At 42.1% G+C, this 18,949-nt stretch carries 15 protein-coding genes; 3 read left to right on the top strand and 12 right to left on the bottom strand.

The annotated features are described in order from the left end of the window. Positions 1–14 precede the first annotated feature (14 nt). Both RYO92_RS04680 and RYO92_RS04675 read left to right on the top strand, forming a co-directional pair. Positions 15–392 carry a hypothetical protein gene (locus RYO92_RS04680; RefSeq protein WP_314345795.1) on the top strand — a complete coding sequence of 126 codons (378 nt, stop codon included), beginning with the start codon at positions 15–17 and terminating at the stop codon, positions 390–392. 11 nt (positions 393–403) lie between these two features. Further along, the gene (locus tag RYO92_RS04675; RefSeq protein ID WP_007156675.1) at positions 404–1,324 is read left to right on the top strand and encodes a toll/interleukin-1 receptor domain-containing protein; all 921 of its coding nucleotides are present in this window, start codon (positions 404–406) and stop codon (positions 1,322–1,324) included. A 489-nt stretch (positions 1,325–1,813) separates the two neighbouring features. On the opposite strand, the gene RYO92_RS04670 is transcribed toward RYO92_RS04675, so the two are convergent. The 3 genes from RYO92_RS04670 to RYO92_RS04660 all read right to left on the bottom strand — a co-directional run bounded on the left by RYO92_RS04670 (position 1,814) and on the right by RYO92_RS04660 (position 7,338). Continuing rightward, the gene (locus RYO92_RS04670) at positions 1,814–2,653 is read right to left on the bottom strand and encodes a DUF6892 domain-containing protein (RefSeq protein WP_315369647.1); all 840 of its coding nucleotides are present in this window, start codon (positions 2,651–2,653) and stop codon (positions 1,814–1,816) included. A gap of 536 nt (positions 2,654–3,189) precedes the next feature. Next, complete coding sequence (locus RYO92_RS04665; RefSeq protein WP_315369646.1) at positions 3,190–5,295, bottom strand: efflux RND transporter permease subunit; 2,106 nt, start codon at positions 5,293–5,295, stop codon at positions 3,190–3,192. Then, positions 5,296–7,338 (bottom strand): hypothetical protein, encoded by a 2,043-nt coding sequence (locus tag RYO92_RS04660; RefSeq protein ID WP_315369645.1) that lies wholly within the window; start codon positions 7,336–7,338, stop codon positions 5,296–5,298. It abuts the gene before it with no gap. 229 nt (positions 7,339–7,567) lie between these two features. Here RYO92_RS04660 and RYO92_RS04655 point away from each other — a divergent pair, with 229 nt between their 5' ends. Further along, positions 7,568–8,182, top strand: a complete 615-nt coding sequence (locus RYO92_RS04655; protein WP_315369644.1) for a TetR family transcriptional regulator — start codon at positions 7,568–7,570, stop codon at positions 8,180–8,182. A gap of 125 nt (positions 8,183–8,307) precedes the next feature. Here the strand turns inward: RYO92_RS04655 and RYO92_RS04650 are convergent, their stop codons facing one another. From RYO92_RS04650 to RYO92_RS04610, 9 genes are all read right to left on the bottom strand, one after another. Continuing rightward, entirely contained in the window at positions 8,308–9,246 is a 939-nt protein-coding gene (locus RYO92_RS04650; RefSeq protein WP_304073361.1) for a diacylglycerol/lipid kinase family protein, read from the bottom strand. Between the two features lie 236 nt (positions 9,247–9,482). After that, positions 9,483–10,016 (bottom strand): hypothetical protein, encoded by a 534-nt coding sequence (locus tag RYO92_RS04645; RefSeq protein WP_308578780.1) that lies wholly within the window; start codon positions 10,014–10,016, stop codon positions 9,483–9,485. 193 nt (positions 10,017–10,209) lie between these two features. Further along, on the bottom strand, positions 10,210–10,737 hold the full coding sequence (locus RYO92_RS04640) for a VanZ family protein (protein ID WP_308578781.1): 528 nt from the start codon (positions 10,735–10,737) through the stop codon (positions 10,210–10,212). A gap of 317 nt (positions 10,738–11,054) precedes the next feature. Continuing rightward, entirely contained in the window at positions 11,055–12,275 is a 1,221-nt protein-coding gene (gene tyrS / locus RYO92_RS04635) for a tyrosine--tRNA ligase (protein WP_007156684.1), read from the bottom strand. A 190-nt stretch (positions 12,276–12,465) separates the two neighbouring features. Continuing rightward, positions 12,466–13,509 carry a 3-deoxy-7-phosphoheptulonate synthase gene (locus tag RYO92_RS04630; RefSeq protein WP_315369643.1) on the bottom strand — a complete coding sequence of 348 codons (1,044 nt, stop codon included), beginning with the start codon at positions 13,507–13,509 and terminating at the stop codon, positions 12,466–12,468. A gap of 159 nt (positions 13,510–13,668) precedes the next feature. Next, positions 13,669–14,613 carry an L-lactate dehydrogenase gene (locus RYO92_RS04625; protein ID WP_007156686.1) on the bottom strand — a complete coding sequence of 315 codons (945 nt, stop codon included), beginning with the start codon at positions 14,611–14,613 and terminating at the stop codon, positions 13,669–13,671. 265 nt (positions 14,614–14,878) lie between these two features. Continuing rightward, on the bottom strand, positions 14,879–16,552 hold the full coding sequence (hemZ, locus tag RYO92_RS04620; RefSeq protein ID WP_315369641.1) for a coproporphyrinogen dehydrogenase HemZ: 1,674 nt from the start codon (positions 16,550–16,552) through the stop codon (positions 14,879–14,881). A 163-nt stretch (positions 16,553–16,715) separates the two neighbouring features. Further along, the gene (locus RYO92_RS04615) at positions 16,716–17,699 is read right to left on the bottom strand and encodes a 3'-5' exoribonuclease YhaM family protein (RefSeq protein ID WP_315369640.1); all 984 of its coding nucleotides are present in this window, start codon (positions 17,697–17,699) and stop codon (positions 16,716–16,718) included. Between the two features lie 12 nt (positions 17,700–17,711). Continuing rightward, the gene (locus RYO92_RS04610; RefSeq protein WP_315369639.1) at positions 17,712–18,938 is read right to left on the bottom strand and encodes a S1C family serine protease; all 1,227 of its coding nucleotides are present in this window, start codon (positions 18,936–18,938) and stop codon (positions 17,712–17,714) included. Positions 18,939–18,949: the final 11 nt, after the last annotated feature.

Genomic DNA, 18,949 nt, shown 5'->3' with positions numbered 1-18,949 from the left:
AGGAGGTCACCTATATGGTAAATGATGAAGTTAATAATAAGGCTATAAATATTGAGATAAAAGTGGCTCAGTATTCAGCAAAGGCTATTTTAAAAGCTATGAAAAAGATTATAGAAGATGCCGATGAAAAAAGCCAACCACTTGCAGATTATATTAGTGAAAAAAGAAAAACTAATTCAAGGAAACTTAAGGATATGGTAAAGAAAGGTCAGCTGGAAAATATTGATGAGCAAATCGAAAATAAATTCTATGCTTTTAAGGATTACGCATATAGGCGTAAAATAAATTGGGGGTTTGTTAGAGATAAAGATACAAGACTTTATATTAACAATACAAACTACACAAAAGAAATGAATAATGAAAACTGGAAAAGGCTAGAAGATTTATTTTAATGAGGTGTTAAATGATAGAAAACAATATTCCAAAAGTATTTATATCATATTCGTGGGAAAGCAAAGAACACTCTGATTGGGTTAAATCTCTAGCAGATAAATTGTTAGCAGATGGTATTGAAGCCATAATAGATAGCTATGATGTAAGTCCAGGGGATAGACTTCCAAAATTTATGGAAAGCTCGATAAGAGATAGTGATTATGTAATTATAATTTGCACTGAAGAGTATAAAAGGAAAGCTAATAATAGAGAAAAAGGTGTAGGTTATGAAAGTCATATAATATCTGCGGAACTCTACAATAATCACAATGATAGGAAGTTTATTCCAGTCATTAGACAAGGAGATTTTAATTCAGCTTTGCCTACTTACCTAGATGGAAAACTTGCAATAGATTTAAGAGGTAATCCATTTAATGAAGATTCATATAAGGATCTTATTGCATCAATATTTAAAGTTAAAAAGAAACCTAAAGTAGGTATAAGACCATATTATGTTGATGAATATGAACCAATAACAATTGAGGGAGACGATATAAAAATAGTGGGCATTATAACAAATGAAGTTACCTTGCCAAAAAATGATGGAACAAGAGGTTCTGCTTTGTATAGAATCCATTTTAGATTATCTAGCAAACCAACTAGCACATGGTCTGAATTGTTTTTAAGAAATTGGAATTACCCACCAAGTTTTACATCAATGCATAGACCTGGAATAGCTAGAGTTGAATCTGATAAAATCATTTTAGATGGAACAACAATCGAAGAGGTAAAACAATATCATAGAGATACCTTAATCTTGTGTGTAGAAAAAACAAATGAAGAAGAAAAACAATATAGAAGAAGAGAAGAACAATTAAAAAGAAAGAAGCAAGAAGAAATAGAAAATCATTATAGAAATATAGAAGATATTTCAAAAGACTTAAAATTTTAATTGTGACACTTTGAAAGGGATAGCAGAAATGATATCTCTTTTTTATTTTAACGAAAGACTAACTATTAATAGTCAAGCATAAGATTAAGATTTTTAGAATAAAATACGGAAACGTATTTTAGATAGATTAGTACATTGAAAACTGTATGACGAATAGAGCATCAGCGATGATGCTCTCAGAAAAGATTATGAGCTAATTTAACTTATAAAGGCTGATATGACGTATGGGTTATTTCCATCCGAAAGATGGTTCTGACAAGCTTTTTAATCACATGGCTTATTGCGACATAGTGAGATTCTTATAGTCCTTCATTGCTCTTGTGCTCAGTAAGTGCGGTGGACTGGATTGCCCTTTTTACAGGCCTATACTGGATCAATCGCTTTAGCTTTGGGATTCTTATAGTCCTTCACTGCCTCAGAGCTTAGAACGCTCCCATACTTTACATATCTCCTTACCAACTTTGCTAATACTATCATTTGTTTTCATTGTTAAAGCGGTTCTACTGCAATATTTGCAGCCTCGAATACTTCTTTTACCTTATCAAAATCACTGCTCATAAGGTTAGCTTTTTTTAGATTTGGAAATTGCTGTAGTTCTTCCAAAGTGATTTCATTTAGGTCAAAACTGTCGTCTTCTCCATCCCACTGGGGAATAATGTTCATGTACACATCATTCCCGCCGTCCATGTAGAGCATTTCCACATAGGGGGCAAAGTTCTTTGGAATTTCCATTTCCTTAAAGAAATTCATCGCAGGTTCTATAATGGCATCACTGTCCGTATCGATATTTTTGCCTTTATATTGGTCGGCAAAAGCATAGATATCAAATTCCGGCTTCAGCAAATGCAGGTCATACATCAAGACTTGAATAATCGCTAATTTGAAATTCAAAGTATCAAAATGGAGAATATCGCTTTCACTTTCTTTAGTAAAACTTGGCAAAGCCGACTCTTTGCCAGCAGTATTTTCTCTACTGGTCACAATCTTAGCCAGTTCAGCTTTAAGATAATTATTTTTATAGCTAAAAGCAGCCGTCAAAGGGATTATAAAAACAGGTAAGAACACAATGATTCCTGTAAGAGCAAGACCTTGAGAGTGATTTCCTGTATGTCCGCCTTCCGAAATGTGATTCAAAAAGTCTGCTACCCTAGTGAAGATTTCTCCTCCTACAACGAATAGCAAAATGAATTCTAAAGTCAATAAGCCCAAAATGATAATCATCATTCTCTTTGCAGCCTTATCACATATTTCTATTTTTCTTTCTATGCTGATGGATTCCGCAGCGGGTATATTGGAAAACCACTTTTCTGCTCTTTCCTCTCTTGTCATAATGAATCTCCTGTGCATATACAAGTTTTCACTGATTGTGCAACAGTATTATACAAAATTCATTTTATTTTCTCTATAACAAAAGTCTCCCATCATTTTCAAATAGTATCCGACAAGTTAAAGCAACTAATGCAATATAGATCTGTAAAGGGGCAATCTAACCCATCGATACTTGCCGGATGCGAAAGACTCAGAATTAGTGAAGGGCTGTAAAAAACCACAAGTTTCAGCGACTGATGCAGCATATCCCTGTAAAAGGGGCAATCTGAGCCCGTCGGTACTTGCGAAAAACACAGAAACTGTGTTTTTCGCTTAGTATCCGCTACGAGGCGAAGTTAGCGGAAGCGTGCCCCACTTACAGGGATATGCTACATCAAAGCGTATCTTATATAATTATAGTCCTTCACTACAACAAAGGGCGAGGTTAGCGAGAGCGTGCCCCACTTACAGGGATATGCTACATCAAAGCGTATCTCATATAATTATAGTCCTTCACTACGACAAACTAGGTTGGCAAGAGCGCCCCCAATACAGGTCTATACTGCAATAGAGCGGGCAACTTTATTCTTCACCGCTTTCTTTTTCTTTTCTGCGAAAATCAGTACTCTATCCAAAATGCCTAAAAGCGAAGGCATCAAGAAGATTACGAAGAAGAGAGAACACACGGCGCCTCTTCCGATCAATTTTCCCAGCTGTCCGATGGCCGGAACGGAGGAGATAAAGGAAATCACATAGCCGACCACCGCCAAAATCGTTCCGGAAACAAAGAGGGAGGATAGGCTCTTTTCAATGGAGGCAATAATGGCTTCCTTTCTGCTCTTTTTCTCTCTTTCTTCCTTGAAGTGATCCAAGGTCAAAATGGCGTAGTCCACTGTTGCGCCCAGCTGAATACTGGACACGATAACATAGCCGATAAAAATCATATTGGTGCCTTCCAGGAAGGAGAAGGACATATTGCTCATAATGGCCAGTTCGATAGGAATCATGGCTACAATAGCAAAGAGTACCGACTTAAAGGAAAGCATAACCACAAGAAAAATCACAATCATAGACAGGGTATTCACCTTGGCATTGTCTGTTCGAAGGATATTTTCCATGTCCATAGTGGCGGTGGTATCTCCCACCAGATAGCTGTCTTCTCCGGTGTAAACCTTTAAAATCTGTCGAATGGTGCTTACCGCCTTATAAGACTCCTGACTTTCTCCGGGAAGATTTAGGGTAATAACCATTCTGCTGTAGCCATCTTTTCTGACTAAATCTAAAGAGGACTTTGGTACCATAAACTCCGGTACTCCCTCCGGTAATAAGGAGCTTAAGGACTGCACATTTTCCACATAAGGAAGGGAAGTTAAAAGATTTCCCAATGCCTTCTCTCTGTCGTTTCTTCCCTCCGGATAAATAGCAATCAAAAGATTTTCTTCTCCGAAAACCCCATTGATTTCTTCTTCCATTTCAGAAATCTTTGTACCTTCTCCCTTTACCACCGCACCATTACTGAAGCGGAAGTCATTCATCCCCTGCATAATGTTCAAGGGGTAGACTAAAATAAGGGTGAGAATCAAAACAAGGGGACTAAGTTTATAAGCGAACTTTGCCAATGGCTTAAAGGAGGGCACAAAGGGCTTATGTCTGGTCTTTTCCACAAAGTTCCACATCCGAAGCAAAAGAGCCGGCATAAAGAAAATAACTGTTAAAAGGCTGAACACCACCCCTTTTGCCAGCACGATTCCCATATCCTTACCGATTCCAAAGCTCATGGCACAGAGAGCCAAAAAGCCTCCCACAGTGGTTAGAGAAGATGCCAGAATCGTGCTTAAGGATTTTCCTACCGCATAGGACAGGGCTTTTTCCTTATCCATTCCTTTTTCTAAGCCTGTCTCAAAGCTATGAAGCAAAAAGATGGCATAATCCATAGACACCGCAATCTGTAAAATTGCCGCAACGTTATTGGTGATAAAAGATACCTTTCCCAGAAACACATTGGTGCCCCGGTTTAGTCCCACCGCCAGCAAAATGGTAATCAGGAATAGGAAAGGCTCTCCGTAGGAATTGGTCATTAAAATTAAAATCAGGAAAATAAAGCCAAGTCCCAGAGCTAAAATCAAGCCCATTTGGCTACTAACCTGTTCCTCCACCGTCTTACTCTGTACCGCAAGGCCTGCATACACCGCCTTGTCTCCCAAAAGGCTTTCGATTTCCCTAAGGGTCTTCTTTGTTTGTACGTCACTGTCTCCCTTTACAAAGACCACATGAAATAAGGCATTTCCATCTTTATAATCCAGGTCCTTTTCCTTCTCCTTTTCTTCCATAAATTCAGGAGCATAGGCACTTTTGGAGCCTGTGGAAAAACTCACCCGGTCTACACCGGAAATATGCTCAATCTGCTCCTTATAAGAGAGGGCTTCTCCCATGGAGACATTCTTTATCATGATTCTTGCCGTTCCGGGATAGCCGAAGCTGTCCTCCATCTTCTGAATTCCCTGCTGAGTAAGGGAGGACTCCGGAAGATATTTACTCAAGTCGTAATTCACCTGTACAAAGAGGCAAAGAATCAGGGAAATGCCTAAGAGCCCCCAGAAAACTCGACTGATTTTTTCTCTATATTTAACAATAAAATCTGCACATTTTTCGCTTATACTCATTTACTTCCCTCCTTTGAAAATAGAGGTGATTCCTTTCCATACCTTTTTTGCCACTTGTCCCAGTCTATCCCAGAGGCTAGGCTCTTTCGTTTCTTTAGTCTTTACCGTTTCTTCCTTTACTTCTTTGATTTCTTCGGTACGTAAGGTCACAGCCACATCCACAATATTGTCATTTTCGGAAGGCATTAAGGACTCAATGGGTCTGTTAGGATCAATTTCCAAAACACTGGACTTTTCCCCTACATTTTCATCCCACTTCTTCTCCACAAGGGCTTCCAACTCTCCCTTGGCATTACGAACAGCTCCGGTAGAATCCAAAACAGCCTCTCCGTTTTTCAGCATTTTCTCTGTAGCATTTAAATTATTTTCAATAGAAGAATAGGCCTCCTCTCTTTTTCCCCGAAGGTAAGCATCCTGTTCTTGCAAGGTTCCTCGTAAATCCTCCATGGTTTTCTGACTGTTCTCCAAAAGCGTGTTTAAGTTCCTGCCGGTTTCCTCTCCCTTCTCCGCATAGCTTTTCAGGGTTTCCTGCAATCTCTTCACATCTTCAATGTTGTCTTCCAAAACGGAAAGACTCTCTTTAGAGTTTGTCAGTCCGGAATGGGCATTGGAGGAAAATTCCTTTAAGGCAGGACTTAGCTTTTCCATAGCAAGCTTCTGCATCTCCGCCTCTGTACCGGCCTCCTCTGCCTGCATAGAAATATATTCCTGCACCAGAGCCATAATCTGATCCTTCAAAGGAGAGCCCTCCAGCTTAGCCGATAAATTCGCTAAGCTGTTCTGTACGGATCCCTGCTTTTTTGCGGAAAGTAAGGCTTCCACCTGGCTTAGACTCTGCTGTGCCTTATCAATCTCTGTCTGACCGGGTACATCTCCCCGAAGGGCTACCAGAGAATCCTCCAGCTCAAGCATGGCATTTTGCAAACGATTCATATTGCTCTGGCTTTCGCTGATATTGTTCTTGGCATCCCGACTCAGTCCGTTGAAATCCTCCACATTTTCCGTAAGAGGGCTGATGCTGCTATCCACAGTCTCCATATCCTGATAGATTTGGTCTCTATTGTTTTGATAAGCTCTTCCCTCTTCCTGTGTCTTCCGAAGAAGAGCTTCACTGTTGTTAATGTTTTTCTGCATCGCTTCCACGGATTTCTGAGAGGCATCCAAGGAATCCAAAAGGCTGTTTCCTGCGTCCTTAAGGGCGCGGTAGGAGTCCTCCGACTCTTCCTTTGCCTCTCGTAAATCCGTAATTTTCTCCACCTGAGAGGAACGAAGGGGAGCCATCTGAAATTGTAAACCGGAAAAACTGAAGGAGTTGCTTCCCACCTCAATGGTAAAGTCGTCTTCCTCTCCGGGAAGGAGGACAAAAATCACTTCCTTCTTCTCTCCCAAGGATACCACCTGAGCCTTTTCCGCCTTTAGGGATAAAATGTCCTCTGCGCTAAAGCTACTTTTAGCCATCAGCACATAGTTTTTCGCTGCATAATCCTGGGCGTTGGGATTCTTTTTAAACTGCACATGAATTTTCACCAAGCCCTTCTCTCCCGCAAGAGTTTCCGGCTGTACCTCCAAACCATTCAGCTCGTAGCGAATCTGAATACTCCAAGGTAAGAGACCGTAGGGTTCTGACGTTTCCCCCTCCAAAAAGAGAGAGTCTACATTTCCCTTGGACAGGTCTAAGGTATGCTGATTTCCATTGGACTCTACCGCTACACTGTTGCTAAGATTTTTTACATTTTCATAAGTTCCGTAATCTGTAAGACTGGAATACCCCTTAGTTTCATACTCTCTTACCAAAGAGCCCTGCTTGAATTCTCCGGTGGGGCTTAATAAGGCATAGTAGTTCTCGTGATAGCGAGGTTTTTGCACCTCTGCCAAAGCCGAGATGGACAGGGCAAGGACCTGACTTAAACAAAGAGCAATACAAACTGCTCTTTTCCATTGCTTATTCCTTTCACTGCTCCTTTGCTTACCATTTCGAGTATTCTTCTGATTATCGTTTTGATTGCTTGCTATTGCTCTATTGTAAATTCTCTGATTTTTCATGCTTGTACCCTCCTTGTTCTATACGATTCCAATGCTACTTTTGTCTTTAAAGCACTTCTGCTTTCAAAACCTTTCCCCATACTGTTTTACTCATACTATTTCAATGCTTATTTCTTTGTTTTTCTCCTTTTTTTGCTATACTAAAAAGAAAGCCATGAGCAACAGTAGCTATCCTAAGCCTTTGGCAAAGGAAAAAAAACGGACAATATGGGACATATGTGGTATAAAAATGAAAAAACAAGAGTGTAGGGAAAGAACCCAAAGACAGTTGGCGGAAGCCTTGGAATTTTATTTACAAAAAAAGCCCCTGGAAAAGATTACCGTTCGGGAGCTGATTGAAAAGGTCGGCATCAATAGAAAGACCTTTTATTATTATTTTCCGGATATTTACGGACTTTTGGAATGGATGGTAACACAAGAAAGCCAAAGATTGATTTTTGAAATTCAGAATCAGGAGGACTATGAGAATTCCCTTGCTCTGGTTTTTGATTCCATTGAGAAGAACCGTCATTTTGTAAACTGTGTCTATGATTCCATGGGTAGGGATGCTTTGGTTCGTTTCTTAAATAAGGACTTCCGTAAAGTAATCTCCTGGGCCATGGAAAAAGGAATGGAGGATGTCTTACAGAGGAATGGGGGAAAAATAACGGAAACTTCCAATCCCTTGGGCATCGAGCAGAAGTTTTTGGATACGCTGGTGGACAGCTATATCGCCAGCATTGCACAAATCCTGCTCCTCTATCTTCAGAAAAAGTCCCCCTTTAATAAGCAGGAATGTATTCGATTTATCTTGCGGTACCTGCAATCCACCATACCGGCGGCATTGGAAGAATTTGGGAAATAAAAATAAAGATATTAATATTTCCGTATAAAATGTGAGTTCTTACGAGATAAAAGAATCCCTAAAATCAAGCGGTATGATTTCATTTCTGTCTGATTTTGGGGATTCTTTGGTATCCGGAAGTGAATCTATTCCTTCTTTATTTTAGGAAGCATAATCCCTGCTGCCTTTTTATGTATTTCGATATTTCCCGTCTTATAGGCACCCCCGAACTCTCCGTCCAAAGTCCATTCCACCGGCTTTTGCCCTTGAAACTCCAGATACCGGGTTTTAAAAAAACTCACATAAGGGTGATCTTCCGGGATGTCTCCCCGAAGCAGGGTTCCTACAATCTCTCCCAGCTCTCCAATATTTTTCGGAGAACGAATCAGTAAAACCTCGAATTCTCCATCCGCTAAATCTATATTCATCTTTTCCTGAAGGTTCTGTCCCGGCAGACCTGAAAAGCCTGCCACGGAATAGGAATTGGAAACCGCTCCGAAAATATATTCTCCCTCTTCAGAAAAATTTTCAGCAGAGATTTTTAAGGGAATACTCTGGCTCATATTTTCCGGTAAAGTACGAAGAGATTCCAGCAAATACGCTAAATGTCCCAAATTGTTCTTTAATTCCTGGTCTGTCCCATAGCTCACCTTGGTAAAGGCTCCAAAGGCCGCAATATAGTTAAAAAATCTCCCCTGAAGATTCCCCACATCATAAGAAAAACGCTCTCCTTCCACCATGGCTCGAAGATTCTCCTCTAAATCCTTGGGAATCCCTAAAGAATGGGCGAAGTCATTGGTGGAGCCGCAGGGTATATAGCCCATGGGAATATCCAGCTTTTCCTTCAGTATGGCATTCATAAGATAATGTAGCGTTCCATCTCCTCCTGCGCAAACTATCAAGTCGAAATCTTTACCCAGTTTTTTTATCAGCTCTTCCGTTCGTAAGTTCTTATGCTTGGGAAGAATAGGAAAGACTGTTACCATACAGCCTAATAAAGAAAGACCTTCTACCACCCGATAGCAAAGCTCCTTTCCCTTCCCCTGTCCACTCTGTGCATTCATTAAAAGCAATACTTTTTTCATGGTCTTTCCTCTTAGTTGATGCGTTACATGGGATAATCCTACCGTGTTGTTCTTTAGGATTTAAATAGACCTCCAAAGTGACTTCGGAATTATTTGTAGAATTACAATACAGATCCAAAGTAACTTCGGAATTATTACCTTACTATTATGTCGTACTCCTGACTAGTCACATAGTTTTTACTATTAAAAAAGAGGAATCCATCCGCTTGGATATTCTTCCTCTCTTCCTTCTTTTATTATGCGGTCTTCTTAGCCGCAGGACCTAAGTCCTTCATCTTCTGTTCTAAGCGTGCTTCCTTCTCTTTCGCTTTAGCCTGGAAGTCCTTAAAGGTATTCTCTTCTACAACACCTACGAAAACTTCCTGATAATCCGGGCTACCCTTTTCCTGAATCCGCAACACATAACAATCGGAAAGTCCATAAAGTGTTCCCTCTTCTTCAGCATTTCGGAACTCTTCCTCGGGAATAAAGCTAAACTGCTCTCCGTCCTTTACGGTCTTCTTCCATAAACGATTGCGAACACCCTTGTCCTCATCCTGTAGGTAGGTGTTCTTGTAAGCAACAACCTCTACTTCTCCCTTACCGGATACGGAGAATACCGGATTCTCATGGACAATGTAAGCTACTCTGGCAGACTTGCTGACAGGATCGTTTACCTTTCCTTCCACATATTCCACATGAAGCTGTAACTGCTCCTTCGCAAAAGCCGAGAAGGAAAAAAATAAAACGCCAAGAAGGCATATCATTAATAATGAAACTCTTTTTAACATAGAGAACTTACCCCTCACAATGAAAAATAAAGCCGGTATCTCACCGGCTTTATCAGTATATCCGTTTTTCGTTATCATGACAATCCACGGGGAAAAAGATACAGAGTTTTGTAAAACTTTCGTAAGAACTTAGAATTTTGAAATGTTCTTCACGAATTCAAGAGATTCTAATTCTTGAATCGTCCATTATACCTTAAGCTTTTTGAGTCCCAAGAGGCATGGATATATTTCTGTTCTGTAAAAGAAGGAACAGAGAGTATCCAATGAAATTTGCCAAAGTATACAAGACTAAATCATTAACATCCACCACAAAAATCGGGGAATGGAATAGGATATTCAAAAGAAGCTGAATACATTCAATACCAAATCCAATCAATACCGCATAGAGAAGTACCTTCTTTTTCTCCTTCACTACGGAAAAGAGAAGTCCCGGTAAGGGAAGAAATGATACTACAATTATAAGATTGGATAGCATGTTGTATCTCAAAAACAAGAACGGATTCAACTCAATATCCTGAAGGATCTGCGGGATGGATAAATCCCTATGGCTTATGCTATGAGGAATGAGATAAATCAACACAAGCAATGCCATATAGTTAATCAATCCCCAGCGATGCCCGTAGCTATACTTTCTCTTTGAAGAAATAAAGTAAATCAGTCCAAGTGCAAAAGCTAAAATAAGCACTCTACTATAAGGATACTGAAAAAGGAAACTAATCATAAGAATCACCCCTTTCAAATTTGTGGAAATAGATTGGAGATGTCCTTCCTTCCAAAATATAATCCAAACTTTCAATGCCTTCTCAATGAAGATAATTGTCCGCCGTACTTTTCACCCGTATGCTATTGTCTATTGTGATAGGTTTTAGCACTTAACTAAAAAAATTGCAATATAATTAAGCTTTCTAAAATATTAAATCTTTATTGACCTAAATCTCCAAGAAAAGTCACTTAATGAAAATGTTTCTACTAAAAGAAAAAATGAGGGAACCCTGTCCCTCATCTTTTTTCATTTTATTCTATTTTTTATATTTGCTATTACTCCAACACTATCTTCATAAAGCTCTTCTTCCCCTTCTGGAGCAAGGGTTCATTCTCCAGTTCGGAAAGGGATAGCTGTCTTCCGATATCCGTAATCTTCTCTCCGGCAAAGCTTACGCCGCCCTGCTGCACATTTCTTCTGGCTTCTCCCTTGGATGGTGCCAAACCGCTCACAACCAAAAGGTTCAAAATGTCGATTCCCTCTGGATACTCTGCCTTCTTTAGGACGCACTTCGGGGTATTTGCAGAATTTCCGCCACCTGCAAATAAGGACTTGGCTGCTTCCTCCGCCTTCTTAGCTTCCTCCGCACCGTGTACCAGCTCTGTCAAATGGTAAGCCAGTATTTCCTTAGCTTTATTCAGCTCTGCCCCTTCCCAGGCATCCATCTTCTTGATTTCTTCCATAGGAATGAAGGTCAGGAGACGAAGACATTTTCCTACATCCGCATCATCCACATTTCGCCAATACTGGTAGAAGTCGTAGGGACTGGTCTTAGCCGCATCCAGCCAAACCGCACCGCTGGCGGTCTTTCCCATCTTCTTTCCTTCCTTATTGGTAAGCAGGGTGATGGTCATGGCATGGGCATCCTTTCCCAGCTTCTTACGAATCAGCTCTGTTCCTGCCAGCATATTGGACCACTGGTCATCTCCGCCGAACTCCATGTTACAGCCGTAGTCCTCGTAAAGACGATAGAAATCATAGCCCTGCATCAGCATATAAGAAAACTCGAAGAAGGAAAGTCCCTGAGAAAGACGGTTCACATAGCATCTGGCTCTCAGCATTTCATTTACGGAAAAATGAGGACCTACCTCTCGCAAGAACTCCATAAAGTTCATATCTCTAAGCCAGTCCGCATTGTTTACCATTAATGCCTTCCCCTCGGAGAAGTCAATGAAACGGCTCATCTGCTTCTTAAAGCAGGCACAGTTATGGTCAATCATTTCGGTGGTCATCATTTGCCGCATATCGGAACGACCGGAAGGATCTCCGATCATACCGGTTCCGCCTCCCACTAAGGCGATAGGCTTATTGCCTGCTGCCTGCAAACGCTTCATCAGGCACAGCGCCATAAAGTGCCCTACATGAAGGGAATCCGCAGTGGGGTCGAAGCCAATATAAAAGATTGCCTTTCCTTCATTGACCATTTTTCGGATTTCTTCTTCATTTGTAACCTGGGCAATCAATCCTCTCTCTTGTAATTCTTCGTAAACTCCCATACTGCTTCCTTCCTTTTCTCATCATTGACTGAGCAGGATCTGTCTTTCTTTCAAAAGAAAAATCCTGCCTGATTTTACATCTCTCTCACGGCGCGGGGGTATCTCGTTCTTAAGGAGTATCCCGGCAATAGTGCGGGTATATCACTTACTTTCATTCCCTCAAAAATCAAACTGCTCTTGCCGTGCTGTATTAATATTTAGTCTGCTGCTCGTACTCGTAGACATTGGAAATCAAACGAACCGTATCCTCCCAGCCGATACAGGGGTCAGTAATGGACTTTCCGAAGATATGTTCCTCCACCTTACAAGCCCCCTCGATCAGATAGGACTCCACCATCAAGCCCTTCACAAAGTTGGCAAGTTCCTGGGAGTACTTTCTGGAATGCATGATTTCCTGGGCAATACGAAGCTGCTCTCTATGTTGCTTTCCGGAATTACAGTGATTCGTATCCACCACTACCGCCGGATTCGCTAAATTTCTTTCTTCATACAGAGATTGCAGAAGCTTTAAGTCCTCATAGTGGTAGTTTTGCACCATTTCTCCATGCTTATTCTGCAAGCCTCGCATAATGGCATGGGTATAGGGATTTCCGGAGGACTTTACTTCCCATTCCCGGAAAATGAATTCATGGCCATGCTGTCCTGCATAGATGGAGTTTAACATTACCCCTAAGTCTCCTGAGGTGGGATTCTTCATGCCGCAGGGAACATCCACCCCGGAAGCCACCAAACGGTGCTGCTGGTTTTCTACGGAACGGGCTCCCACCGCAATGTAGGACAGCATATCGGACAGGTAGGACAGGTTATCCGGATAAAGCATCTCATCTGCGGTACTGAAGCCTGTTTCCTCCAAAACTCGCATGTGGAGCTTTCGAATGGCAAAAATCCCTTCAATCAGATTGGCACGCTTTTCCGGATCCGGCTGATGGAGCATACCCTTGTAGCCTTCTCCTGTGGTTCTCGGTTTATTGGTATAGATGCGGGGAACAATTAAAATCTTGTCCTCCACCTCTTTAGCAATTTCTTTAAGCTTGTGACAATACTCCAGTACAGGATCCTCATGGTCTGCGGAACAGGGCCCGATCACCAGCAAAAACTTGTGACTTTCTCCTATAAAAATCGCCTTAATCTCCTCATCTCTTTTTGCTTTCTGAGCAATCAGCTCGGAAGACAACGGATACTGTTCCTTTACCTCCGATGCAGAGGGTAACTTATGAATGAATTCTAATCCCATACTTTCTCCTTTCTTTTCTGCTAAAGTATAAAGGAAGTTGAAAAAAAGTGCAAGAAAAGAGGATGCCGGTCGTAGGCATCCTCTTTAGGCTATAGCAAATGGAATAGCTATCTCTTTACAGGGCACTCTCCTTAAAATCTCCGATGCAGGCAAGACTTTTTACAGGGCATCCCCGATAACTTTCTTTAAGGTATCCGCAGAAGCCTGTAATGCTTCTTTCTCCTCCGGGCTTAATTCAATGGATACTACTCTTTCCACGCCCCCTCTTCCCACAATAGCAGGAACAGAAAGAGACACATCGTGAATGCCGTATTCTCCGTGCTGCATACTGGAAACCGGCAGGATGGATTTCTCATCTCGAATAATGGCTTCACAGATTCTGCGAACGGACATGGCAATACCGTAGTAGGTAGCCTTCTTCTTTTCAATAATTTCGTAGGCGCTGTTCTTTACATTTTCCGCAATGCGTCTCATGGACTCGTCATGCTCAATGTGCCCCCGAAGTTCGCAGAAATCGTTCAACGGAATACCGGATACATTGGCACTGCTCCATGCGGCAATCTCGCTGTCTCCGTGCTCTCCGATAATGAAGGCATGCACGGAACGGTTATCAATGGAAAGGTGCTCTCCCAGAAGATATTTCAGTCTTGCGGTGTCCAATACAGTTCCGGAGCCGAATACCCGATTCTCCGGGAAGCCGCTAAGCTTTACCGCCGCATAGGTTAAAATATCCACAGGATTGGCTACAATCAGAAGGATTCCTTCATAATTTCTCTTGGCAATCTCCGGAATAATGCTCTTAAAAATTCCTACATTCTTCTTCACCAGATCCAAACGGGTTTCTCCCGGCTTCTGTCCTGCTCCTGCCGTAATCACAAGGATGGAGCAATCCATTAAATCATCATAATCTCCGGCATAAATCTTCATAGGCTTTGCGAAGGGAAGTCCGTGACTGATATCCAGTGCTTCTCCCTCAGCTTTTGCCCGGTCCGCATCGTTTAAAACCATTTCGGAAAACAGTCCGCTTTGCATTAAGGCAAAGGCAGAGCTTGCTCCTACAAATCCACAACCGATAACCCCTACTTTTCTCTCTTGAATATTCATTTTGCATCCTTTCCGGGAATTCTTCCCCCACTCCTTAAAAGCTTTGGACAAGAGTAGTATAGACTAACTCCTAGTTGTTTTCTAGGAGTTTTTGAATTTTATACATACTTTCCCTTACTATTTCGACCATATTCAAAGTTTCTTTACTCCGTATTACTTGTCTTTAAACCTCTTTGCCCATAAAAGGGGCTGTGAAAATCAAAATAAGAAATAGATTTTCGGCAATATTGCTTAGAAAACTGTTTTGATTTTTTTACAGCCCCTTTTACCGAAGCTCCTCCTCTTCCAAAAGTCTCCGTTTCTTTTCCAGATACTCCGGAAAACGCTCCAAATAAGAATGCATATCCTTTCCATTGTCCGTTCTTTCGATTCGGCCTTTCGGAAAGAGAATCTTACTGGAAGCTCCTGCCCCGATTCCTAAAACACTATGCTTTTCTTCCATCATAAAAATGTTGTAAAGGCACTCCTTCCCTTCCTTGGCAAAACCGATATTTTCCAGATTTCCCGCCATGTTTTTCTGGCGATAAAGATAGTAGGGCTGTAAATCCAATTTCTCCGCCGTATCCATACTGCAAAGCATCATCCACTCGATTTCTCTTCTCTCCTGTCGCTTCTTTAAGGAAGGCAGATAGGGAATGGAAAACTCTCTATCCAAGGAAAAGCTTTCCGCCTCTCCTCCTGCCTGATAGATTTCTCGAAAATGATTTTCCTCCGCCTTTAGTCTGGCGGCCCGCTTCACCGCCAAGGAATGTACCGTCAAGCTATCCGGCGCCAGGCGCAGGATTTCGGAAAGGCTTTCCTCCACCTGCTGCAAATGCTCTCCCGGCAGACCTAAGATTAAGTCCATGTTAATGTTGTCAAAACCTAATTCCCTTGCCAGAGAATATTTTTCCTTCACCTCTTCCACGGAATGTTTTCTTCCGATAATGTCTAAACTTTTCTGATGGAAGCTTTGGGGGTTAATGGAAATTCTATCTACAGAGAAATCCTGTAGAAGCTTTAGCTTTTCCCGATTAATGGAATCCGGTCTTCCGGCCTCCACCGTATATTCTATGGCGCCCTTTCCTTTGGAAAAGCAGTGCTTATCCACTAAGGAAAGCAGGATTTCCAGATCCTTTTCCCCTAGGGCTGTTGGGGTTCCGCCACCGATATAAATGCTTTGCAGCTGCTTTCCTCTTTTCTCCCCCATTTCTCGCAGCACAAAAAGCATTTCCTCCTCTAAAAGAGAAAGGTATTTCGGCATCCTTTCGGAAAAACTTACCATAGGCATGGAAAGGAAGGAGCAGTAGGCACAACGGGTAGGACAAAAGGGAATATTGATATAAAGACTGTAACCTTCGGAAATGTTTTTTCCGTAAGCCTTTTCCGCCCTTTGTAAAATATCTTCCTCCTGTAGGGAAATTTTATATAAAAGCTCCGCCTTCTCTCCCTCCAAACGATACTCTTCTTTTAGAGCAGGGAACAAAATTTCGGGACTCTGTCCCTTTTCTTCCCGCATTTTCCGGCAAAGCCCTACAGGACGAATGCCGGTTAAGTCTCCCCAAGGCAGGCTTCTTCCACTTTGTTTTTCCAAAATATCATAAAGATAGGCCTTTAAAATGGACTTATCCTTTCCCCTATCTCCGGTAAAGCTAAGCTCTTCTCCGGTGATTTCCAGAGAAAAGAGGAACAGAGAAGGGTCGAGAATCCCCTCCTCTGTTAAAATGCGATTTTTCTTTTCTTCCGGCTTATGCTTTAAGCTCTTTTTATTTACCTCTGTGGGCTGTCCCACTTCCTTCGCCCGCTTAAAGGCATTCTTCTCCTCCTGTGTGGTTTCCATCAGGCGAATCCCCTGACTGCTATGAATCTGGAAATCTTCCCCGGGGTAAAATGCCTTACAGAGCTCCCGAATGTCCGCTTCAAAAGGAAGCACCTTATCTCCTAAAAATAATCGAATCACAAAATCCTCTTTTACATACTATATAAAATCTAACTGAGAAATCTCTGAAAACTCTTGATGAATATACACTATAGAATTTGCTCTATAGGATTTACTCTATAGGATTTACTCTATAGGATTTACTCTACAAAATTCAGCCTACAGAATTCACCCTACAAAATTTTTAATTGAAAGTCTTCTTTACATTGCTGTCCAAAAGTTTGTTAAAGCCCACCCAGCCGTTGGCTTCCTTGGCCTTTCCGGACTTTTCTCCCTGCTCAATAAACTCCCGCATGGTTTCCAGCTTGGCATCCGTATTGTCCGCAAAGGAAAGGAGCAAAGCCTCCATGGTAGCCGGCTTCTTGGGAGAACCGTATTCCAATTCCCCGTGATGGGACAGGATACAGTGTAAAAACTCTGTCTTTATATTCTCCGGAAAATCGGGAATCTCCTGCATCTTTTCCGAAAGCATGGTGTAGCCGATTAAGATGTGACCTAAAAGCTGTCCCTCGTCGGAATAATCATTTTTCGGAAAGGGAGTAAGCTCCTTGGTTTTTCCGATATCATGGCAAAGAGCCGCACTTAACAAAATGTCTCTATTGATATCCCCATAGTGTCTTGCGTAAAAATCGCAAAGCTTGGCAACAGACAGGGTGTGCTCCAAAAGTCCTCCCACATAGCCGTGATGCACGGATTTTGCAGCGGAATGGAAGGAAAAGCATTTGTAAAATTCCTTATCCTCCACAAAAAGCTTCTGTAACAGCTTCTGTAAATAAGGGTTCTGTACGGTCTTAATCAGAGCAAATAGTTCCTTCCCCATTTCTTCCCGGTCATGCTTACTGACCGGTAAAAAATCCTCCGCCGCATAGGTTCCCTCGGAAGCCACCGACAGGCGCTGAATACTTAGCTGATTTACCCCGTTGTAAATGCTGACATTTCCCTCCACGTACACATAGTCCATGGGAGAAAAGTCCGATATCCCCGGAGAATTGGGTTCCCATACCTTGGCATCAATGGTGCCGGTTCTGTCTTGCAAACAGACATTCAAGTATTCCTTCCCATTTTTTGTTACCGCAGCGTTCTTGGTTTTTACCAGATACACATTATTTACCCGAAGCCCATCTCGAAAGTTCTCAATAAAACGATTGGGGTTAGGAACTCGTTCCATATTCTTTCCTTCCTACCTTGCCTGTATAGGGCAAGAAAGCACTAACTCTACATACTCTTTACCATTATAACGGAGAAGTTCCACGGGAACAACCGCTCCTTCCGCCTGTTCCTGCAAAGTATCCTGAAAAGCCTTGCCGGTATCAACGCTCTTTCCGTTCAATTTTATGATAATATCCCCGGGAAGAATTCCAACAGAGTAGGCGGGACTGTCTTCCACCACCTCCGTGACATAAACCCCTTCCGGAATTCCCAGCTCCTTCATGGTCTTGGAACTGTTTTGAATCTTTACGCCGAAATAGGGAAGAATTCCTCCATTACTGAGTCGTTCCAGACTTTCTAAAGCATCAGATATTCCGATAATCTGTCTTCCTGCTTTTCTATCCTCTGCCTCCGTGTAGAAGCCTACCCATTCCCCCTTTGTGTTTAAAACAAAGGCTGTGCTGTTTTCTTCTCCGGAGAACTGCATCTTGATTTCTTCCCAAACCCTGTCCTCCGAAGCCTTGTCATAGGACAAAACGCCGATGGTGCTTAAAGCTGAGGAATAGGCCTGTCCCAAGGGGGAGCCTAAAAGCAGTACCGTGTCTCCCTTTTGCAGAAGTCTGGAATTTCCTCTGGGCATTTCCTGAATTTTCTCCCACTCCTTATCCGTTAGAGAAGAAAGTTCTACGGTAAGAACCACCCATCGATCCCTGCCGCTTTTCCCCCGAAGAGTGGCGGGAAGCTTTTTTTCCCGGTTAAAGGTGACCTCGTAGCCTGCCCCTGCCTTGGCCTCTCCCAAAAAGAGAATCACCGCCTCTTCTTTGGTCTTTTTTAAAATCACCCCGGTACAATGCTGGTTTGCTTCACTGAGAGAATCTTCTCCGGGAGTATGAATACTGACCTCTACCAAGGATTTTTCACCTTCGGAAATCAGCGTTTTGGCATTGGACATCAGGCTGTCATAGCTGGATACGGAGAAATCAAACTTTTGCAACTCTGACTGTACTACATCTTCAATCGCTTCGGTTTCCGCCGTGCTTTCCGATGCCGCTTCCGTACTTTCTTCCACCAGGGCAATGCTTTCCTTTGCTTGCTCAACTTCCCCCTGGGAAAGGCGTTTTCCCAGAAAAAAGAAAGAAAAGGCTGCCGCTATACCAAAAAGCCCGCCGGAAAGCAGAATCAGTACCGCCTTCTTCAGCCTTTTTTTCCATTTTCCCTTAGGACCTACGATTTTCTCTCGAATAAAATGTTCTTCCATCTTGCGTTCCT

Origin of the sequence: Oribacterium sinus (assembly GCF_963553175.1) — a bacterium.
Lineage (GTDB): Bacteria > Bacillota > Clostridia > Lachnospirales > Lachnospiraceae > Oribacterium > Oribacterium sinus_B.
This window is presented reverse-complemented; position numbering and strand designations above follow the sequence as displayed.